Annotated in this window: 17 protein-coding genes and 1 pseudogene; 8 read left to right on the forward strand and 10 right to left on the reverse strand. The window is 77.1% G+C overall.

The genetic code is table 11. The annotated features are described in order from the left end of the window. Window positions 1–69: 69 nt before the first annotated feature. Window positions 70–1,470, forward strand: a complete 1,401-nt coding sequence (locus ACI8AD_RS11215; protein WP_456870599.1) for a wax ester/triacylglycerol synthase family O-acyltransferase — start codon at window positions 70–72, stop codon at window positions 1,468–1,470. Window positions 1,471–1,755: 285 nt separating this feature from the next. Here ACI8AD_RS11215 and ACI8AD_RS11220 read toward each other — a convergent pair whose 3' ends face one another. From ACI8AD_RS11220 to ACI8AD_RS11240, 5 genes are all read right to left on the reverse strand, one after another. Then, entirely contained in the window at window positions 1,756–4,179 is a 2,424-nt protein-coding gene (locus ACI8AD_RS11220) for a glycoside hydrolase family 65 protein (RefSeq protein WP_456870600.1), read from the reverse strand. After that, window positions 4,176–4,541 (reverse strand): DUF5655 domain-containing protein, encoded by a 366-nt coding sequence (locus ACI8AD_RS11225; protein ID WP_456870601.1) that lies wholly within the window; start codon window positions 4,539–4,541, stop codon window positions 4,176–4,178. Before ACI8AD_RS11225 ends, ACI8AD_RS11220 begins: the two co-directional genes overlap by 4 nt. A 29-nt stretch (window positions 4,542–4,570) precedes the next feature. Next, a complete protein-coding gene (locus ACI8AD_RS11230; RefSeq protein WP_456870602.1) occupies window positions 4,571–4,765 on the reverse strand; it encodes a hypothetical protein in 195 nt (64 codons plus the stop codon). Between the two features lie 122 nt (window positions 4,766–4,887). Next, window positions 4,888–6,300: a WS/DGAT/MGAT family O-acyltransferase gene (locus ACI8AD_RS11235; protein WP_456870603.1), complete on the reverse strand. Its 1,413-nt coding sequence runs from the start codon at window positions 6,298–6,300 to the stop codon at window positions 4,888–4,890. Window positions 6,301–6,334: 34 nt separating this feature from the next. After that, entirely contained in the window at window positions 6,335–6,604 is a 270-nt protein-coding gene (locus tag ACI8AD_RS11240) for a DUF1876 domain-containing protein (RefSeq protein WP_456870604.1), read from the reverse strand. 202 nt (window positions 6,605–6,806) lie between these two features. Between ACI8AD_RS11240 and ACI8AD_RS11245 the strand changes: the two genes are divergently transcribed. Then, window positions 6,807–8,333 (forward strand): carboxylesterase/lipase family protein, encoded by a 1,527-nt coding sequence (locus tag ACI8AD_RS11245; protein WP_456870605.1) that lies wholly within the window; start codon window positions 6,807–6,809, stop codon window positions 8,331–8,333. Between the two features lie 72 nt (window positions 8,334–8,405). On the opposite strand, the gene ACI8AD_RS11250 is transcribed toward ACI8AD_RS11245, so the two are convergent. The 3 genes from ACI8AD_RS11250 to ACI8AD_RS11260 are packed head-to-tail and all read right to left on the reverse strand — an operon-like array spanning window position 8,406 to window position 9,903. Continuing rightward, the gene (locus ACI8AD_RS11250) at window positions 8,406–8,972 is read right to left on the reverse strand and encodes a hypothetical protein (protein WP_456870606.1); all 567 of its coding nucleotides are present in this window, start codon (window positions 8,970–8,972) and stop codon (window positions 8,406–8,408) included. Next, window positions 8,969–9,268: a hypothetical protein gene (locus ACI8AD_RS11255; RefSeq protein WP_456870607.1), complete on the reverse strand. Its 300-nt coding sequence runs from the start codon at window positions 9,266–9,268 to the stop codon at window positions 8,969–8,971. The genes ACI8AD_RS11250 and ACI8AD_RS11255 overlap by 4 nt, the downstream gene beginning before the upstream one ends. Before the next feature lie 38 nt (window positions 9,269–9,306). Then, window positions 9,307–9,903 carry a MarR family winged helix-turn-helix transcriptional regulator gene (locus ACI8AD_RS11260; protein WP_456870608.1) on the reverse strand — a complete coding sequence of 199 codons (597 nt, stop codon included), beginning with the start codon at window positions 9,901–9,903 and terminating at the stop codon, window positions 9,307–9,309. A gap of 56 nt (window positions 9,904–9,959) precedes the next feature. Here ACI8AD_RS11260 and ACI8AD_RS11265 point away from each other — a divergent pair, with 56 nt between their 5' ends. Both ACI8AD_RS11265 and ACI8AD_RS11270 read left to right on the forward strand, forming a co-directional pair. Then, entirely contained in the window at window positions 9,960–10,943 is a 984-nt protein-coding gene (locus ACI8AD_RS11265) for an ABC transporter ATP-binding protein (protein WP_456870609.1), read from the forward strand. Next, window positions 10,940–11,788, forward strand: coding sequence for a hypothetical protein (locus ACI8AD_RS11270; protein ID WP_456870610.1), 849 nt, complete (start codon window positions 10,940–10,942; stop codon window positions 11,786–11,788). The genes ACI8AD_RS11265 and ACI8AD_RS11270 overlap by 4 nt, the downstream gene beginning before the upstream one ends. 39 nt (window positions 11,789–11,827) lie before the next feature. Here the strand turns inward: ACI8AD_RS11270 and ACI8AD_RS11275 are convergent, their stop codons facing one another. Both ACI8AD_RS11275 and ACI8AD_RS11280 read right to left on the reverse strand, forming a co-directional pair. Next, the gene (locus ACI8AD_RS11275) at window positions 11,828–14,410 is read right to left on the reverse strand and encodes a cation-translocating P-type ATPase (protein ID WP_456870611.1); all 2,583 of its coding nucleotides are present in this window, start codon (window positions 14,408–14,410) and stop codon (window positions 11,828–11,830) included. Next, window positions 14,407–14,727, reverse strand: coding sequence for a 2TM domain-containing protein (locus ACI8AD_RS11280; protein ID WP_456870612.1), 321 nt, complete (start codon window positions 14,725–14,727; stop codon window positions 14,407–14,409). The genes ACI8AD_RS11275 and ACI8AD_RS11280 overlap by 4 nt, the downstream gene beginning before the upstream one ends. Window positions 14,728–14,874: 147 nt before the next feature. Here ACI8AD_RS11280 and ACI8AD_RS11285 point away from each other — a divergent pair, with 147 nt between their 5' ends. From ACI8AD_RS11285 to ACI8AD_RS11300, 4 genes and pseudogenes are all read left to right on the forward strand, one after another. Then, window positions 14,875–15,303, forward strand: a complete 429-nt coding sequence (locus tag ACI8AD_RS11285; RefSeq protein ID WP_456870613.1) for a hypothetical protein — start codon at window positions 14,875–14,877, stop codon at window positions 15,301–15,303. Window positions 15,304–15,626: 323 nt separating this feature from the next. Continuing rightward, window positions 15,627–17,138, forward strand: a pseudogene (locus ACI8AD_RS11290) (GNAT family N-acetyltransferase); the annotation flags it as partial. A 329-nt stretch (window positions 17,139–17,467) separates the two neighbouring features. Next, window positions 17,468–18,154 (forward strand): acetate--CoA ligase family protein, encoded by a 687-nt coding sequence (locus ACI8AD_RS11295; RefSeq protein WP_456870614.1) that lies wholly within the window; start codon window positions 17,468–17,470, stop codon window positions 18,152–18,154. Then, complete coding sequence (locus ACI8AD_RS11300) at window positions 18,151–19,467, forward strand: wax ester/triacylglycerol synthase domain-containing protein (protein WP_456870615.1); 1,317 nt, start codon at window positions 18,151–18,153, stop codon at window positions 19,465–19,467. The genes ACI8AD_RS11295 and ACI8AD_RS11300 overlap by 4 nt, the downstream gene beginning before the upstream one ends. The last annotated feature ends 8 nt before the right edge of the window (window positions 19,468–19,475 follow it).

Genomic DNA, 19,475 nt, shown 5'->3' on the forward strand with positions numbered 1-19,475 from the left:
GTCCCACGTCCCTGTCCGGCGGCGGCTGCCGGGTCGACCCTGGCGCCGCTGCCCTGGGGAGGAGGCGTCGTGGACCGGGTGACCGTCGAGGACCAGCTGGTGTTGTGGCCGGACCAGCGCTGGCCCCAGGACGTGGGCGCCGTCGTGCTGCTCGACGGTGCGGGCATGCTCGAGGAGGCCGGGCGCTTCCGGATCGAGGCCGTGCGCGCCGCCGTGGCCGGCCGCCTGCACCTCGTCCCGCGGTTCCGGCAGCTGCTCCACACGCCGCGCCGCGGGCTGGGACGGCCGGTGTGGGTCGACGACCCCGCCTTCGATCTAGCCGCGCACGTGCAGGAGAGCGAGGTGCCGGCACCGGGTGACGACGCGGCGCTGCTGCGTGAGGTGGAACGGCTGCGCCGGCGGCGGCTGGACCGGTCCCGGCCGCTGTGGAAGATGTGGTTCCTGCCCGGCCTGGCGGAGCGGCGCGTCGGGGTGTTCGTGCGGTTCCACCACGTCCTCGCCGACGGGATCGCCGGTGTCGCCACGATGGCCGCATTCCTCGACGCCGTCCCCGGCGCGGCCGCGACGCCGGCGCCGCTGTGGACGCCGGCCGCAGCCCCCACCTCGCGGGACCTCCTGTTGGACCGCCTGCGCTACTCCGCCGCCCGCGTCCGCCGCGCCGGCGCCGTGCTGCGATCCCCGGGGGACGCGGTGCGGCGGGTCCGGAGCGCGTGGCCGGCGGTGCGGGAGCTGGTGGTCGACGACCGCGTGCAGCCGACCAGCCTGGACCGGCTCGTCGGTGCCGAGCGGCGTCTGGGCCTGCTGCGGTGCGGGCTGGACGAGGTCCGCGCCGTCGCCCACGCGCACGGCGCGACGGTGAACGACGTCCTCCTGTGCCTCGTCGCCGGTGGGCTGCGCGCGCTGCTGCGCGGCCGGGGGGAGCCCGACGACGTGGTCGTCCGGGTGTACGTGCCGGTGTCGCTGCGCGCGGCCGACCAGCGCGCGACCGCACGCGGCAACCTGATCTCGCAGATGGTGGTGCCGCTGCCGCTGGGGATCCCCTCACCGGAGGCCCGGCTGGAGCGGATCGTCGCGGAGACCGCCCGGCGCAAGGCCCGGCCCCGCCCGTCGCTGGGCGCGCTGTTCGCCAACCGGTTCGTCGGCCCGGTCGTGCTGGCGCTGCTGCGACGCAACCCGGTGAACGTGGAGACCGCCGACGTCCCGGGCCCGGAGCAGCCGGTGTACCTCGCCGGCGCCCGCGTCGTCGAGGTCTTCCCGGTGCTCAACCTGATCGGCAACGTGCCGCTCGGGATCGGGACGCTGTCCTACGCGGGGCGGCTCGGCGTCCTGGCGATCGCCGACCGGGAGGCCGTCCCGGACCTCGACGTGCTCGTCGACGGCGCGCGAGCGGAACTGCGCGCGCTGACGGCGACGCTGCCCCCGCGCGTGGCCGCGGCGGGTGCCAACACCGGGGGACGTGACGGGCCGTAGGTCCCGACGCCGGGACCTGTCGCCCCCCTGCTCCTGCGGCCAGCGCGTGACCAGCGTGACGCTCGATGCTGGCCGGATCGTCACCCACCGGTCGGGTTTCTCCGAGGTGCCTGCGGCCTACGACCCGTTCGAGGACCCGGGAACGGTGTCATCGAGCGCTGCCGGACCGGACGTCCTCCGGGGGCACCGCCGCGGTGCCGCGGGCCGGCCCGTCCGGCAGAGCGGAGGGCGCTCCGGGCGTGCCGAAGCCCGCCGCCGCGCTGGGGACGGCCCGCAGGTGACCAGTCAGGTGCTGCGGCCGTTGCGTCGTCGGGACAGCGGCACGCGCAGGCTGCCGCGCGGGTCCAGCCGGTGGTCCTGGTCGCGGACCCGCAGCGGCAGCACGGCCGCCCGGCGGGGGTCACCGCCGACGACGACTTCGTCGTGCGTGATGTCCACCTCGACCTCGGGATGGTCCCGGTACCGCAGCCGGAAGCGCATGCCCGTGAGCGCGTCCGGCAGGTACGGGTCCAGTCCCAGCACGTCCCCCCGCGTCTCCAGGCCGGTGAACGCCCGCTGCAGCAGGTCCACGGTGCCGGCCATGGCGCCGAGGTGGACGCCCTCGCCGGTCGTGCCGCCCTGCACGTCGGCGATGTCGCTCTCCAGCGCCTCCAGCCAGTGGACCCAGGCACGGCGCCGGTCCCCCCGCGCCAGCACCCAGGCGTGCACCACCTTCGACAGGGTCGAGCCGTGGCAGGTGCGGTCGAGGTAGTAGCGGACGGTGCGCGGGATCGTCTGCCGGTCGTGGGGGTAGCCGAGCCGGTCCAGGACGGCGTAGAACTCGTCGGCCGTCAGCAGCTGGAACAGCATCAGGACGTCGGCCTGCTTGGAGAGCCTGTAGCGGTTGGTCGAGTCGCCCTCGGCCTCGAGGATCCGGTCGAGCCGGCTGATGTCGCCGTAGCGGCGGCGGTAGCCCGCCCAGTCGAACTCCTCGAGCCGGTCGTAGTCGCGGAACTGGCTGAGCACCCCGTCGTCGTGCCAGCACAGCCGCAGCTTGCGGGAGACGTGCTCCCACCGCTCGAGGTCGGCACGGCCCAGGCCCAGCTGGTCGAGCAGTTCCGCCTGCCGCCGCGGGCCGAGCAGGGCGAGGCAGTCCTGGGCCCGCGCCAGGGTCCAGGCGGTCATGACGTTGGTGTAGGCGTTGTCGTCGAGCCCGGGCCGGTCCCGCCACGGCAGTGCGTCGTGGTACTCGTCGGGCCCCATGACGCCGCAGACGTCGTAGCGGTCGTCGCTGCGGTCGTAGGTGGCGAGGTCGGCGAAGAACGCCGCGACCTCCAGCAGCATCTCCGCGCCGTGGGCGTCGAGGAGACCGGTGTCGCCGGTGGCCTCGTAGTAGCGCCAGGTGTTGTACGCGACGGCCAGACCGATGTGCCGCTGCAGCGCCGAGTTGTCGGGCAGCCAGTGCCCTGACCGCGGGTTGAGGTGCAGCGTCTGCGACTCCTCGCGACCTGTCGAGCCGCTCTGCCAGGGGAACATCGCCCCGCGCCGGCCGGCCGCCCGGGCGGCGGCGCGGGCCTGCGGCAGCCGGCGCCAGCGGTACAGCAGCATCGCGCGGGCCACCTCGGGCAACCGCAGCGTGAGGAAGGGGAGCACGAACAGCTCGTCCCAGAAGACGTGCCCGCGGTAGGCCTCGCCGTGCAGTCCCCGCGCGGGGATGCCCACGTCGAGGTCGACGCTGTGGGCAGAGACGGTCTGCAGGAGGTGGAACACGTGCAGCCGCAGCACCAGCGACGCGCGCGGCGGGCCGTCGATGACGACGTCGCACCGGTCCCACAACCGCCGCCAGGCCTGCTCGTGACGGGCCAGGACGCCGTCGAACCACGGGGCGCGGGTGACCTCGTCCAGGGCCGCGGCGCCCGGTTCGTCGATCGCGCGGTCCCGGGAGGTGCACAGCGCGGCGACCTTCTCGACGGTCACCACCCGGTCGGGGACGACGTCGAGGACGAGCTCCGCGCCTGCGTAGGCGTCGCCGTCCACGACGGGGACGGCCGGGACGTCGCACGGCTCGCCGTCCACCAGCACCCGGTGCCGGGCGGCCAGCCCGACCCGGACGTGCGACGCGCTCGTCTCGGTGATCAGCCGCAGCACGCAGTCGTCGTCCACGGCGGCCTCCCGGGGCACGAGGTGCCGCCCGCTCAGGTGTCGGTAGCGCGCCACCCCGGCGTTCTCCACCCGGCCGTCGAGACCGGACCGGACGACGACCCGTCCCTCCCAGTTCTCCGCCACGACCGTGGTGTCCAGCGCGGCCAGGAGAGGGTCGGCCATCGACACCAGCCGGCGCTGGGCCACCCGCGTCGTCCGGCCCTGCCCGTCGGTGACCCGGTACCGGCGGGTGAGCACACCGCGCCGCAGGTCCAGCTCCTGCACGTACGCGGTGACGGTCCCGGCCTCGGGTCCGAGGTCGGGACCCTCCGCGACCCGCAGGGTCAGTGACTGCCAGTCGGGCAGGTTGACGATGCTCTCGTTCTCCACGCGCTGCCCGTCGAGCTCGTCGGTCAGCCGGTTGAACACCCCCGCCGCGTACGTCCCGGGGTAGTGGCAGCCGCCGGCGCGCGCCTCCGGGGCGGCGCCCCGGGTGGCGAAGCGGCCGTTGCCGAGGGTGCACAGCGCCTCGCGCAGCGGTTCCCGTGCCGGGTCCAGGCCCTCGTAGCGCAGCAGCCAGCCGGTCACCGGGGGACTCCTGGGGCGCAGGCCCGCGCCGCCGCCTCGCGCAGCCAGGAGGCGACCTCGTCGTCGACCTCCGCCGGGTCGTGGACCTCCATGTGGTGCACCCAGTGGCGTGGTGAGGGGTGCACGACCTGCTTCCACCGTGGTGAGGGGTCCGGCCGGCCCAGGGCGACCGACAGCACGACCTGGGCCGTGGGTCCCCGCAGGTACCGGCCAGGCCGCCAGAGCCAGGCGAAGCCGCGCCGTTCCCGCAGCGCCACCTGGCTTCGCGACACCCGCACCTCGCAGGCGGGGAGCAGCGCGCGTACCCGGTCGTACACCGCCGCGCCGAGGGGAGACCCCGCGAAGAACTCCTCCGGTGTCACGGCACCGATCCCACTCGGCCGGCCGCCGGTCAGACCCGGGTCCGGACCAGGTCGTTCCACCGGTCGAGCAGCCGGTCGATCAGGCGCATCGCCTCGACCACCCGTTGCCGGGCCACGGGAGTGTCCTCGGCCTGCCGCGCCCGCCGAGCCTCCCCGAGCTCGACACGGGCCAGGTCGAGCTGCACCAGCAGGTCCTCGTCCACGTCGGTGTGCAGGACGTCCATGGCGACCTCCCACTGCCTTCCGGACCGGTGGTCTGCGTCGAGCCCTCATCGTCGGCCGACCGCGCGTCCTCCGCCGCGGCCGGAGGACCGGCCACCAGGAGGACTTCCGACCCCGGTGGGGCTCACCGCCCGGACCCGGTCACGAGAGCGCCGCTCGCGGCGGCGCCGGCCGAGGCGACCAGCTCGGCGAGGCCGGTCTCGATGCCGCGTGCGAGAGTCCAGATGTCGGCCGCGGACTCCCGGTCGCCGGTGACGCCGAAGGTGAGCCGGTCCCGGTAGCTGAAGATCGCGACCCCGGTGCGCAGCCGCGAGGCGATGGGCACGTACGGGATGATCTCGAGCAGCTCGCGACCGAGCGCGTAGAGCGGCTGCCGCGGGCCCGGCACGTCGGTCGTCACGGTCACGACCGAGCGCTGCGGCAGGTGTGCGGCGAGCCGCACCGGCGAGGCGACTGCGGGGAAGGCCTCGAGTCCCGCGACCCGGAGCAGCGCGGCCCCGGCCTCCGCCTCGTGCTCGGCCTTGAGCCGGGTCATCTCCCCGCGGACGGCGAGGAGGCGCTCGACCGGGTCGGCGAGGTCGACGGGCAGCTCGGCGAGCATCAGCGAGATGCGGTTGTCGCGGATGCCCTCCTCGCCCGGGGCGCGCGCGTTCACCGGCACCAGGGTCCGCACCAGGTGCGGCACCGGCCGCTCGCCGCGGCAGAGCAGCAACGTCCGGAAGCCCTTGCTGACCGCCGCCAGGACCACGTCGTTGAACGTCCCGCCGAGCGCGTGCCGGACCGCAGAGACGTCCGCCACCGAGCCACGGGCGAAGGCGAACCGACGGTGCGCCGAGACAGGACCGGAGAGCGACGAGCGGGGCGTCGGCAGGAGCGCGCCGGCCAACGCCCGGGCCCCGCGGACCGTGGTGCCCACCTGCCGGGCCAGTTCCACCGGACGGCGGACCGCCGAGGCCAGGGCCCGGGCCTGGTCGAACGGCAGCCGGGCCAGCCGCGTCACGGCCTCCGCGGCCAGGACCGCTGCCGGCGGCTCCGGCCGCGGGCGCCAGTCGTCGGGCACCGGGGGCCCGGGCTCCGGCGTGGCGTCCAGGACGACGCGGTAGAGGTCGGTGCCCGAGATCCCGTCCACCATGCAGTGGTGGACCTTGGAGACGAGTGCCCACCGGTCCCCGGACAACCCCTCGACCAGCCAGCACTCCCACAGCGGGTGGGCACGGTCGAGTCGGCTGGACACGACCCGGCCCATGAGCTCGGCCAGTTCGGCGTCCCCGCCGGGAGCGGGGAGCGCGGTGCGCCGCACGTGGTAGGAGAGGTCGAAGTCCGGGTCGTCCACCCACACCGGGGGTCCGAGGTCGAGGGGGACCTGGCGGGCCTTCTGTCGGTAGCGCGGGATGAGCGGGAGCCGACCGGCCAACGCGGACTCGAACTCGCCCGGTCCCGGCACCGGTCCCTCGAAGACGGCGATCGACGCGATCGCCAGCGAGACGCCCGGCTCCTCGTCCTCGCCCTGCAGGAAGGCCGCGTCGAGCGGGCTCATGCGCTCCATCAGCCCGTCCGCTCCCGTCGGCGCGTCACAACGCCAGCTGTGCGTGCTCGCCGGTGACCTGCTCGACGTCCTCGGTGGCGGTCTGCAGCAGCCGGTGGGCCAGATCGGACAGCTCGCGGACGGCGGCGATCTCGTCACCGATCTCGGGGACGTCCCGGTCGTCGGGGGCCAACCGCGCGAAGCCGACCCCGGCCACCTGTTCGCTGTCGCGGGTCTGCAGGTGGGCCACGGCTCGCGTCCGGCCGTCGTGCTCGCCGATGTCGATCCGCACCGTCCAGGTCTTCACCGCGTCCACGTCGGCCTCCTGGTCGTAGGCGATGGGGTCGCCACCGACGGTGCGGCCGCGGCGCGCCGGGCGACGCGGCCGGAAGGCCGTACCGCGCGGGACCTCCGGCCCGGGGTCGCACGGCCCGGCGCATCCGGGCCCGCGGCCCCTGGGGCGCGGCGGGCGGCCGGCGCAGGATCCCGGACGACCCACTCGAACGCAGGAGGCCGTCATGGACCCCGTCGTCGAGACCCGGTACGGGCGGGTGCGCGGCACCGCGGCCGGCGGGGTGTGCTCCTTCCTCGGCGTCCCCTACGCGGCGCCGCCCGTCGGGGCGCTGCGGATGCGCCCACCGCAGCCGGTGCAGCGGTGGGCCGGGGTCCGCGACGCGACCGTCCTGGGCCCCGAGCCGCCCCAACCGCGCTTTCCCCGGGACGACCCGACCGGACTGCTGTACGACCCCGCTGAGATGGGTGACGACTGCCTGAACCTCAACGTCTGGACGCCCGACCCGGGCGCGGCCGGGCTGCCGGTCATGGTGTGGAGCCCGGGCGGCGCCTTCCGCTACAGCTCCGGCGGGAGCTACGACGGCAGCCGGTTCGCCCGCGACGGCGTCGTCTGCGTGACCGTCAACTGGCGCACCGGCGCCGACGGCTTCCTGTACCTCGGTGAGGACGACGACGGCGCCGACCTGGGCCTGCTCGACCACGTGGCGGCGCTGCGGTGGGTGCAGGAGGAGATCGCCGCCTTCGGCGGCGACCCGGGCCGCGTCACCGTCTTCGGCGAGTCCGCCGGGGCCATGTGCATCGGCGACCTGCTCTCGATGCCGGCGGCGGAGGGGTTGTTCCGCCGTGCGGTCCTGCAGAGCGGCGCGGCGCACCAGGTCGTCCCGGCCGTGGAGGCGGCCCGCATCGGCGCCCGGCTCGCCGAGGTGCTCGGCGTCCCGGCCACCCGCGAGGCGGTGGCGCGGGTGCCGGTCGAGCGGCTGCTCGAGGCACAGGCGCAGATCGACACCGAGGTCATGACCTGCCCCGCCCCGGCGCGCTGGGGTACCGAGGTCGTGGCCAGCACGATGCCGTTCCACCCGGTCGTCGACGGCGACGTCCTCCCGGCGCCGCCGATCGAGCGCATCGCCGCCGGGGCCGGTGGCGACGTCGACGTGCTGGTCGGCACCAACGCCGACGACTGGCGGTTCGGCCCGGTCCTGGGCGGCTTCATCGACCAGGTGACCGACGAGGCCCTGGGTGGGCCGGTGGAGCGCTGGGGCTCCTGGAGCACCGCCGCGTTCGGGTTGGACACGGAGACGGCGCTGCGGCACTACCGCGCCGCCGACCCCGGCCGCACCCCCGGCGACGTGCTGGCGGCGGTCATGACCGACTGGTGGGTCCGCGTCCCGGCGATCCGGCTGGCCGACGCGCACGCCCCGCAGCCCGGGGCCACCTACGCGTACGAGTTCGCCTGGCCCTCACCGATCCTCGGCGGGCGGCTGGGTGCCTGCCACGCCCTGGAGATCCCGTTCGTCTTCGACACGCTGGACCTGCGGACCCGGCAGATGATGGGCGGCGCGCTCGGCGACGACCCGCCCCAGGAGCTCGCGGACACCACGCACCGCGCGTGGGTCCGGTTCGCCTCCGACGGCGACCCGGGCTGGCCGCGCTACGACCTCGACCGGCGGGCCGTGATGCGCCTGGACGTCGCGCCGGCGGTTGTCGAGGACCCCTATGCCGCCGAGCGCGCCCTCTGGGCCGGCGTGCGCTGAGCCGTGGCCCGCGGGCTGGGCTCCGGTGGTGGCGAGCCGGGTTGCCGGTGTGGCATCCGGCGACGACGCCGGTCAGTCCTGCGCCGGCAGGGTCACCCTGAGCGAGACCAGCACGTCCCCGCGGCAGTCACGGCCGGTGAGCTCGACGCCGACGGTGTCCCCGCCGTCGTCAGTGACGGTGACGGTGCCGAACTGCCCGGCGCCAGGGAAGGCGCCCTCGCCGTAGGGGCCGCCCTTCAGGGTGGCCGGCGAGTCGAGCGCGGCGGCGTGCAGCAACGGGAAGCCGGCGCCGCCGGTGGCGCTGTAGTCGGTGTTGGCCCCGTCGTCGGCGGCGACCATGTGGGCGTCGCCGCTGACCATCAGCAGGTCGTCGAGGCCGGCGGCGGCGAGGGTGTCGGCGATCCGCCGGCGCTCGTCGGCGTAGCCGCCCCAGTCGTCGCGGCCGGGCTCGTCGGGCGCGATCCACGGGTCGGGGTCGACCCAGATCACCGCGGCGTGCGCGCGGCTCGCGGTCACCCGCTGCACGAGGCGGTCCAGCGACGCGCCCTTGCCGCCGAGCTGGTCGGGCGGCGCGGGCGTGCCGGCGGTGAGCCGGGGGACGGCGGTCGCGGCCGGTGCCCGGCCCGTCGCGGTGGTCACGGGCGTCCGGCCGGCGTCCCGGTCAGCTCAGCCCGATAGGCGGCGACACAGCGGTCGGCGAGCCGCTCCACCGGCTCCCCGGTGGACGCCGACTGCTGGTGCAGCCAGCCCGCCAGGTCCGGCCGCAGCGCGACCGTCGAGCGCCCGCGAGCCCGGGCTCCCAGCGCGGTGAGCTGCAGGAGCACCACGGCAGCCAGGAGGAGCGCGAGGTCGGTGTCGGCGCCGCGCAGCGCGTCGACGAGGGCGACGGCGACGCCCAGCAGCGCCACCGTCTGGAGGACGACGGTCCAGGGCACGACGGCCTCCGACGGTTCGGGATCAGGTGCCGACGACGCTAGGGAGACGCAGGCCCGCTCGGCCCCGGTCCAGCGACCCCGGCACCAGGGACCTTCGGCGCTCCGCACGGACGTGGGTGGCCGCCGCCGTGTAGGGGCCCACCGCCTGAGTCGGCCGACGGCGGCGGGACGCCGGCGGCAGCGGTGTCGGCGGTGGCCGCCTCGGCCGCGTCGGTGCACGCGCGCAGGAACTGCTCGACGACCGCCGCCTCGTCGGGGCGCAGGTCGCCGACCACCGCACGGAGCCGGGTGCCGAGGGGGCCGAAGGCGGCGGCGGTCAGGTCGCGTGCCCGCTCGGGGAGCACCAGGACGCTGCTTCGCCGGTCCTGCGCGGACGGGACGCGTGCCACGTGGCCGGCGCGCTCGAGGCGGCCGATGAGCGCCGAGGTCGCCGGTGCACTCAGCGACAGGGCCGCCGCCAGGCGGGTCGGGGTCAGCGGCTCCTGGCGCACCTGACCGGCCCACAGGTGCCCCAGCGCCTCCAGGTCGGTGCGGTGCAGCGCGTGCCGCCGGGCGACGACGTCGGCGAAACGGTCGCTGGCCAGGGCGAACTCGCGCAGCAGCGCCACGAGCTCGCCGGCACGTTGCGCATCCACGCGCCGGATGCTACTACTTCCATCATGGAAATACCCTCGCCGGCGGGTCCCACCCGGTGATCACGGTCGACGGGCTCGTCAAGCACTACGGGCCGACGTGCGCGCTGGACGGCCTCTCCTTCACCGCCCGGCCCGGGACCGTGACCGGTTTCCTCGGCCCCAACGGCGCGGGCAAGTCCACGGCGCTGCGGATCCTGCTCGCGCTGGACCGGGCGGACGCCGGAACCGCGACGGTCGCCGGCGTCCGCTACGGGGACCTGCGCGCGCCCCTGCACCTGGTGGGCAGCCTCCTCGACGCCCAGGCGGTCGCGCCCCGCCTGAGCGCCCGCGCCCACCTGTCGGCCCTCGGGCGCAGCAACGGCATCCGCGCCGGCCGCGTCGGCGAGGTCCTGGCCACCTGCGGCCTGGAGGAGGTGGCTAGCCGTCCGGTCGGCGGCTTCAGCCTCGGCATGAGCCAGCGCCTGGGCCTGGCCGGCGCCCTGCTCGGCGACCCGGCCGTCCTGGTCCTCGACGAGCCTGTCAACGGCCTGGACCCCGAGGGCATCATCTGGATCCGGGGACTGCTCCAGGACCTGGCCGCCGAGGGCCGGACGGTGCTGCTGTCCTCGCACCTGATGAGCGAGATGGCCATGACGGCGCACGACCTGGTCGTCATCGGCCGCGGGCGGCTGCTGGCCCAGACCACGGTCGCCGAGGTCACCGCCCGCGCGGAGGGCACCGGGGTGCGGGTGCGCACGCCCGATCCGCAGACCCTCGCCGACCTGCTGCAGGCCCGCGGCCTGGAGGTCACCGCCGACGGACCGCGCGTCGACGACGGCGGGGACGCCCTGTGGGTGCGGGCCGGCAGCACCGACGAGGTCGGCCGGATCGCCGCCGAGCACGCGGTGACCCTCCTCGAGCTCAGCGCCCGCCAGGGGTCGCTCGAGGACGCCTACCTGCAGCTCACCGCCGACGCGGCGCAGTACCGCGGCCGAGCCGCGGCATCGGACGTCACCGGCGTCGCGCCGGCTGCCGCGACCGGCCGGCGGGCCGCCGCGTGAGCGCACACCACGCCGGCCCGTCCGCCGGGGCCGCCCTCCTCGCCGACCGGCTGGCGCGCACCGCGCTCGGGCGGCGCCGCCAGCTGACCCGGGCCGTCTCCGCCGAGTGGGTCAAGGCCCGGTCGCTGCCCTCCACCTGGACGGCGCTGGGGACGTTCGTCGGCATCATGGTCAGCCTCGCGGTGGCCATCCCGCTGACCCGGGACGCCGGGTCGCTGCCGCCGGCCGAGCAGGCCCGGATCGAGCCGGTGGCCGAGGCCCTCAGCGGCGTCTTCATGGGCCAGGTCGCACTCTCGCTCCTCGGCGCCCTGCTGGTCACCGCCGAGTTCTCCTCCCGCGCGATCACCGTCACCGCCCTCGCGGTGCCCCGGCGGCGGGTCCTGCTGGCCGCCAAGGCGCTGCTCCTGCTGGGCCTCGCCGTGCCCGCCACCCTCGTGGCCACCACCGTCGGCGCCGCCGTCGGGCTGGGCATCCTGCGCGGGCGGGGCCTGACCGTGGGCCTGACCGACCCCGGCGTGCTCCGGGCGGTCGTCGGCGCGGCCGGCTACCTGGTCCTCGTCGCGCTGCTCGGTCTCGCCGTGGGGACGCTGCTGCGCTCGACCGCGGCGACCGTCGTCCTCCTCACCGGCGCACTGTTCCTCCTGCCCGTCCTGGTCGGGCTGCTGCCGGCGGACGTCGCCGGGACGGTCGGGCCGTGGCTGCCCAGCCAGGCGGGTCAGGCGGTCATCCAGCTCGACCGACCGCCCGGCTACCTGCCGCCGGTAGCGGGGGTCCTGGTGCTGGCCGCCTACACCGCCGTCCTCCTGGCAGCCGCGGCCCGGGCGATCGGACGCCGCGACCTCTGAGCCCGGGGTCCTGCGGGCCGGCGGCGTGGCGCCGGGAGCTCACGGGCGACTGCGCCGCCGGTGCGTGGCGGGCGCCAGGCCCTTGTACGCCGTGTCCGCCAGCAGCACGGCGGGCACGGCGAGCAGGGCGACACCCAGACCGAGGAGCGTCGGCAGGGCCTGCCCCAGCAGGTCGGCGACCGGCGGGACGGCGAGCACCGCCGCGAGCAGCAGCAGCTCGACACCGATGGCCCACACCAGCAGCGGGTTGCTCCGCGGGTCCAGCCGCCAGAACGGCCGGGTGGCGCTGCGGCAGGCCCAGGCGTTGGCCGCCTGGCCCAGGACGACGGCGGCGAAGGCCGCACCGCTGGCCGAGGCCAGCACGCCGCCCGGGACGTCCCCACCGAAGGACCAGCCGGCACCGGTCAGGACCACGAGGAAGGCGAGCATCGACGCCGCGGCCTCCACGGGCCCGAGGACGCCGAAGGCGCGCCGCAGGACCGCTGCGTCGACCAGCCGGCGCCGCGGTGGCGGGCCGTCGAGGACCCGGGCGGAGGCGGGCTCGGCGCCCAGCGCGAGGGCCGGCCCCTGGTCGGTGACGATGTCGAGGCAGAGGATCTGCAGCACGCCGAGGGCGAGCGGGATCGCCCCGGCGGTGACGGTGAAGACGACGAACGGCGTCAGCTCCGCGACGTTGTCGGTCAGGTGGTAGGTGAGGAACCGCCGGATGTTGGCGAAGGTGGCCCGGCCCTGCCGCACCGCGGCCACGATGGTGGCGAAGTGGTCGTCGAGCAGGACGAGGTCGGCGGCCTGCCGGGCGACGTCGGTGCCGCTGGCGCCCATGGCCACGCCGATGTCGGCCGCGCGCAGCGCCGGCCCGTCGTTCACGCCGTCGCCGGTCATGGCGACCACGTGGCCGCGGGCCTGCAGCGCCTGCGCGATGCGCAGCTTGTCCTCCGGCGCCACTCGGCAGACGACCGTGCCGTCACGGTCGAGCAGCTCCCCGAGGGCCGCGGGGTCGGCCGGCAGGTCATTGCCCTCGACGACGACACTGCCCGGCCGCGACAGGCCGATCTCGGCGGCGATCGCCGCGGCGGTGGCGCCCGAGTCGCCGGTGATCATCGCGACCGCGATCCCGGCCCGGCGGCACTCGCCCAGCGCCTCGGCCACGTCGGGGCGGGGTGGGTCCTCGATGCCGACCAGGCCGAGCAGCTCGAGGTCGCGCTCGGCGGCGTCGGCGTCGGCGACGGCGGCGGCCGGCAGGTCGACGGTGCGGCGGGCGACGGCGAGTACCCGCAGCCCACGGGTGGCCAGGGCATCCGCGGCGGCCTGGGCGTGGCCGCCGGCGAGACAGCGGGGCAGCACGCTCTCGGGGGCGCCCTTGACCGACAGCTCACCGCCGGTCCAGACCGACATCCGGCGGCGGCGGGGATCGAAGGGGAACCGGCGGGCGCCCTCGGGTACACCGGCCGCCGCGCCGGGCCGCCCGAGCCGCCGGGCCAGGGCATCCAACGCCGCCTCCATCGGGTCGCCGACCGCCGTCCAGCTCCCGCCGTCCTCGCGCACGTGCCCGGTGGAGCAGCGCACCGCCGTCCCGGCCAGGGCGCGGGCGGTGTCCACCGCTGCTGGTGCGCCGACGATCTCGGCCGTCGGCTCGTAGCCGATCCCGTGGACGATGACCGTCCCCTTCGGGGTCCAGACCTCGACGACGGCCATCCGGTTCTGGGTGAGCGTGCCGGTCTTGTCGGTGCAGATGAACGTGGTGGAGCCCAGCGTCTCCACCGACTCCAGCCGCCGCACCAGCGCCTTCTGCCGGGCGAGCAGCTGCGCGCTGCGGGCCAGCGACAGGGTCACGGTGGGCAGCAGCCCCTCGGGGACCAGCGCCACGGTGACGCCGACGGCGAACAGGAAACCCTCGCCGAGCGGCAGCCCGATGAAGAACCCGGCGCCGAAGCAGAGGACGCCCAGGCCCAGCGCGGCCACGCTGACGAACCGGACGACCCGGTCGAGTTCCTTGGTGAGCGGCGTCTTGGCCCGCTCGACGGTCCGCGTCATGGTGGCGATGGAGGCCAGGCGGGTGGCCCCGGCGATCGCGACGACCTCGGCCGACGCCTCGCCCTCGACGACGAAGCAGCCGGCGTACGCCGGGTCCCCGGCCTCCTTGTCGACCGGCACGCTCTCCCCGGTCAGCGTGGCCTCGTCCACCCGCAGCCCGTGCACGTCGAGCAGCCGCAGGTCCGCGGCGATCCGGTCCCCGGCCTCCGGCAGGACCAGGTCGCCGACCACCAGGTCGACGGCGTCGACCTCCTGTCGGCGGCCGTCGCGGACGACGGTGGCGCGGTGCGGCACCAGGTCACGCAGCGCCTCGGCCGCCTTGTCGGCCCGGTACTCCTGCACGAACGCGAACACGCCGTTGAGGACGACCACCACCACGATGGCGACCGCCAGCGTCGGCATGCCGCCGACCAGCGCGAGGACCGCCGCCCCCCACAGCAGCAGGGCGAAGAAGTGGACCAGCTGGCCGACGAGCAGCCGCACCGGCGAGGGGGGCCGTTCGACCGGCAGCCGGTTGCCGCCGGGGGGTCGGCGCCGGGCGGCCTCGCTGCCGGACAGGCCGCCGGCGGTGGCGGTGGTCGCGGTCACCGCCGCTGCGCCAGGCGGTCCATCTCGCGGGCGACCGCGGTCTCGTCGATCGGCCGGCTCGGCGGGCCGAACGCCGACCAGGCGTGGAACGCCAGGCCGATGCCCCAGCCGGCCATCGGGAACAGCGGCCAGGGGAACGTGGCGCCGCCCGCCAGCGCGATGATCGCCCAGACGGCCCACAGGGCCCCGTTGACGATCAGGTAGGCCACCAGGTGCTGGGTGAACTCGCGCCTGCGGTGCAGTCGCCTGACGGCCAGCGCGCGCAGGTCGGGGGGCGCAACCAGGTCGCGGTCGGCGGTGGTGTCGTCGGTGCTCATGGTGGCCTCCTGCTCCCGGCCTCCGGGTCCTGTCTCGACCCGCCCAGGGTCGCCACGCCGCCGGGGGGCCGGCGGCGTCCGTACGTCCCGGATCGCCAGCGACCTTCGGCCCTCAACCGGGAGCGCCGGTGTCCCCAGCATCGGGACATGACAGACCTGCGGACCCGCTCCCCGTCGACCACCGGGCGCCGCAGCGGCGCCCTCGCCGCCGCGCTGGTCGACGGAGTCCTCCTGATGCTGATCCACGTCTGGCCCGGGTGGGAGGTCGTGCCCTTCCTGACCGACGACACGACCCGGGTGCTGCGCTACGTCGACGCCGCGCTGATCGCCGGGATCGCGGTCGCCCTCCTGCAACTGGTTCGCCCCGGGGGAGCGGCGATCCCGGCGGGGACGGTCCTGACGACGGCCTTCGGCCTGGCGGCCACGGTGCGGGTGCTGCAGGTCTTCCCGTTCGACCTGGACCCCGGCTGGGAGGTCGTCGTGCGCGTCGTCCTGTGGATCGGCGTGGCCGGTGGCGTCGTCGGGATCCTGGTCGCGCTGGTGGCGCTGCTCCGCCTGCGCCCGGCCCGGCGGTAGACGGCCGTGCCGGACACCTCCGCGCCGGCCGACGAGGAGGCGGTGCTCGACCGGCTCGCCCGCGGCGTGGTCGCCGCCGTCCCCGGCGGCCGCAGGCTCGCCGTCCCGCAGCGGTGACCGCCACCACCCCGGCCCGGGAGCACCCACCGGCCGGCGCCCGGCTCCGGCCGGCCCGGGCACTGCTGCGGGACGGCACCCCCGTCGTGCTGGCCCCGCTGACCCCCGCGGACGGCCCCGAGCTACTCGCCCTGCACGAGGGGCTGGTCGAGCGGGACCGGTGGCTGCGCTTCGCCACGCTGCACCCGGCCGACCTCCCCGGGTACGTGCGCCGCAGCCTCGAGCCCTCCGGCGGGTCCGTCGGACTCGGCGCCCGGGTCCGCGGCCGGCTGGCCGGCGCGGTCCAGCTCTTCCCCCTGGGAGACGGCGCCGCGGAGATCGCCGTCGTCGTCGACGGTCACGAGCGGCTGGCAGGCGTGGCGACCGCACTGCTGGAGCAGGTCGCGGCCGAGGCCACCCGGCTGGGGATCGGCCGGCTGGTCGCCGAGGTGCTCGCCGAGAACGGCCCGATGCTGCGGGTGCTCGCCGACCTCGGCCTGGCCGTGCGACGGCGCACCGAGGGCACCGTCGTCCACGCCGAGGTGACGCTGCACCCCGATGCCCGCTACCTCGAGGCCGTCGAGGACCGGCACCGGCAGGCGGCTGCTGCCGGCCTGCGCGCCGTCCTCCGGCCACGGGCGGTCGCCGTGGTCGGGGCCGGCCGGGCGCCGGGGTCGGTCGGGCGGGCGGTGCTGCGCCAGCTGCGCGAGAGCGGCTTCCCGGGACCGGTGACCGGGGTCAACCCGGCGGCGCGCGAGCTCGAGGGGGTGCCGTGCGTGCCCTCGGTCACCGTGCTCCCCGAGCCGGTCGACCTCGCCGTCGTCTGCGTGCCGGCCGCCGCGGTGCCCGCAGTCGTGGCCGACTGCGGCAGGCACGGCGTCCGGGCGGTGCTCGTCCTGAGCGGTGGGCTCAGCGGGGTCCCCGGCCTGGCCGGGCAGGTCCTCGACACCGTCGACCGGTACGGGATGCGGCTCGTCGGCCCCAACAGCGTCGGCGTCGCGTCGCCCGGTGCACCGGCCTGGCTCGCCGCGGGCTTCGGCGGTCCCGTCCCGCCCGGCGGCGACGTGGCGTTGGTCGCCCAGTCCGGCGGCGTGGTGATCGCCGGCGGGCAGGTGCTCGGCCGGCTGGGCCTGGGCGTCTCGGCCGCGGTGTCGATCGGCGACGCCTGGGACGTCGGTGCCCGTGACGTCCTGGCCTGGTGCGACGAGGACCCGGACATTGCCGCGGTCGTCCTCTACGCCGAGTCCGAGCCCGACCTGCGCGGCCTGGTGCGGACCGCGGCGCACCTCGCCCGCCGGGTCCCGGTGCTCACGCTGCGCACGGCCACCTCCGCGGCCGGCGCGCGGGCGGCGGCCTCGCACACCGCGCGGTCGGCCACCCCCGACCGGGTGCGCGAGGCCGCGTGGGCCGCCGCCGGGGTGCAGGTGCTGCCGGACCTGACCACGCTGGCGGCGGCCACGGCGCAGCTGCGCCGGCGCCCGCCGCTGCGCCCGGGAACCGTCGCGGTGCTGACCAACCTGGGCGGTGCCGGGGTGCTCACCGCGGACGCGTGCGTGGCGGCCGGACTGCCGGTCGACCCCCTGCCCGCGCACCTGCAGCGGCGGCTGAGAGAGGTGTTGCCGCCGCTGGCCGTCACGACCAACCCGGTCGACACCGGCGCCGTCGTGACCCCCGGGGACTTCGCCGTCGCCCTCGGCCGGCTGCTCGACGACCCGGCCGTCGCGGCGGTCGTCACCGTCACCGCACCGACCGGGGTCGGCGACCCCGGCCCGGGTGTGGCCGCGGCGGTCGCGGCGGCCGCTGACGACGCGGTCGCGGTCGTCGACGTGCGGCCCGGGCGGCCGACGTCACTGGAGCGGCTCGCCCCGCCGCGGACCGGGAGGCTCGCGCTCGTGTCGGTCAGCGAGCCGGCCGTGGGGGGGGGGGGGGGGGGGGGGGGGGGGGCGGGGGGGGGGGGGGGTGGGGGGGGGGGGGGGGGGGGGGGGGGGGGCGGGCCGGCCGCCCCCCCACCGCGCGCGCGGCCTGGCTGGCCGCACCACCGGCGGTGTCCGTGCCGGAGGGGGTCGACGTGCGGGCGGCCCGGTCGGTCGCCGCCGCGGTCCTGGACCGCAGACCGGAGGGGGACTGGCTGGAGCCGGACGAGGTCGCCGGGCTCCTCGCCGCGGCCGGCGTGCCCCTGGTCCCGACGCGCGCGGCCGGCACGGCGGAGGCGGCGGTCGCCGCGGCCCGCGAGCTCGGGTGCCCGGTGGCGGTCAAGGGCCGGGTCCGCGGGCTGGTGCACAAGGCCGACGCGGGGCTCGTCCGGCTCCCCGTGCACGACGCCGGCGAGGTGGGCCGCACCGTCGGCGGCTGGGCGGCGGCCGCGGGTGCGGACTGGCTGGGCGCGGTGGTGCAGCCGCTCGTCCCGCCCGGTGACGAGCTGCTGCTCGGTGCGGTCCGGGACGCCGCGGCCGGCCCGGTGGTCGCGATCGGCCCGGGTGGCCGGGCCGCCGACGCGCTCGCGGGCCGCGTGCACCGCCTGGCGCCGCTGGACGCCTGCGGTGCCGAGCAGGCGGTCGACGCAACGGGCCTGTTCGCCACGGCGCACGGCCGCACGCTCGACCGCGCCGCCGTCGCCGACCGGCTGCACCGCTTGGCCTGGCTCGCCGACGCCGTGCCGGAGCTGGCCGAGCTCGACGTCAACCCGCTGGTGGTCGGCTGCTCGGGCGCGCAGGCACTCGACGTGCGGGTGCGTGTGGCCCCGGTGCGCACGTGACCGGCTCCGTCCACCGCGCGAGCGCGGAGGACCTCGGGATGGCCGCGCTCGGCCGCGGCGGCGTGCCGATGCAGTTCGGTGCGGTGCTCGTCCTCGGCCCGGGCGACGGGGAGCTCGCCCGCCTCGTCGCCGAGCGGCTGGGCGGGGTGCGGCGGCTGCGGCAGCGGCTGGTGCGGGTGCCGCCGGGCGCCGGCCGGCCGGTCTGGGTGGACCAGCCGGGGTTCGACCCGGCGGCGCACGTCCGCACTGTGCCGTGCCCCGGGGATGCGCAGGCCCTCCTCGACCTCGCCACGGACCTGGTGGCCGGACCGCTCCCGGAGGACCGGCCCGGCTGGGCCGCCGTCGTCGTCCCGGACCTGCCCGGGGACCGCAGTGCGGTGGTCGTCGCGCTGTCGCACGTGCTCGCCGACGGGATCGGCGGGCTGGCCCTGCTGGCCTCCCTCGCCGACGGGGGGCCGCCGCCCGACCGCACCCCGCCGGGGCCGCTGCCGCCCTACCGGGTCCTGGTGGCCGACGCGTGGCGCCGCCGCGCCCGGGCGCCGGCCCGGCTCTGCGGCGTGGTCGGGCTGCTGCGGGACGCGGGCCGGGCGGCCGGCGGACTGCGCCCCGCCCGCGCCGCTCCGTGCAGCCTGCTGGCCCCCACCGGGTCCCGGCGGCGGACGGCGGCGGTGCAGGTGCCGGTCGAGCCGCTGCGGGCGGCGGCGCACCGGGCCGGGGGGACGGTGAACGACGCGCTGCTGGTCGCGGTCGCCGGGGCGCTCGGCGCGCTGCTGGAGAGCCGCGGCGAGTCGGTGGACCCCGTGGCGGTCACCGTCGTCGTCTCCGGGCGGCGGGCGGCGGGGGTCACCGAGCTGGGCAACGCCACCACCCCGCTCGTGGTCGCCGTGCCGGTCGCGGGGGAGCCGCAGGCGCGGCTGCGCCGGTTCGCCGGCACGGTCCGCCGGGCCCGGGACACCGCCGGCGGCCCGCCGCTGACCGCGCTGACGGGGTCGCTGTTCGGCCTGCTCGCGGCGACCGGCGCCTACCGCTGGTGGCTCCGCCGGCAGCGCCGCTTCCACGCCCTGGTCAGCAACGTGCCGGGGCCGGGGACCCCGCTGACCCTCGCCGGGCGGCGGGTCGAGCAGGTGCTGCCGGTGGCCTCCGGCGAGGCCGGGAACGTCACCGTCTCCTTCGACGCGCTGTCCTACGCCGGCACCCTGACCGTCACCGCCGTCGTCGACCCCGACCGGGTGCCCGACCTGCCGGTCCTGATCGCCGCGCTGCACGCGCAGTTCGCGGCGCTGGTCGGTGCCGGGCCGACAGGGTCGCGCTGAGGGGGGCC

Source organism: Geodermatophilus sp. SYSU D00766 (assembly GCF_054049915.1).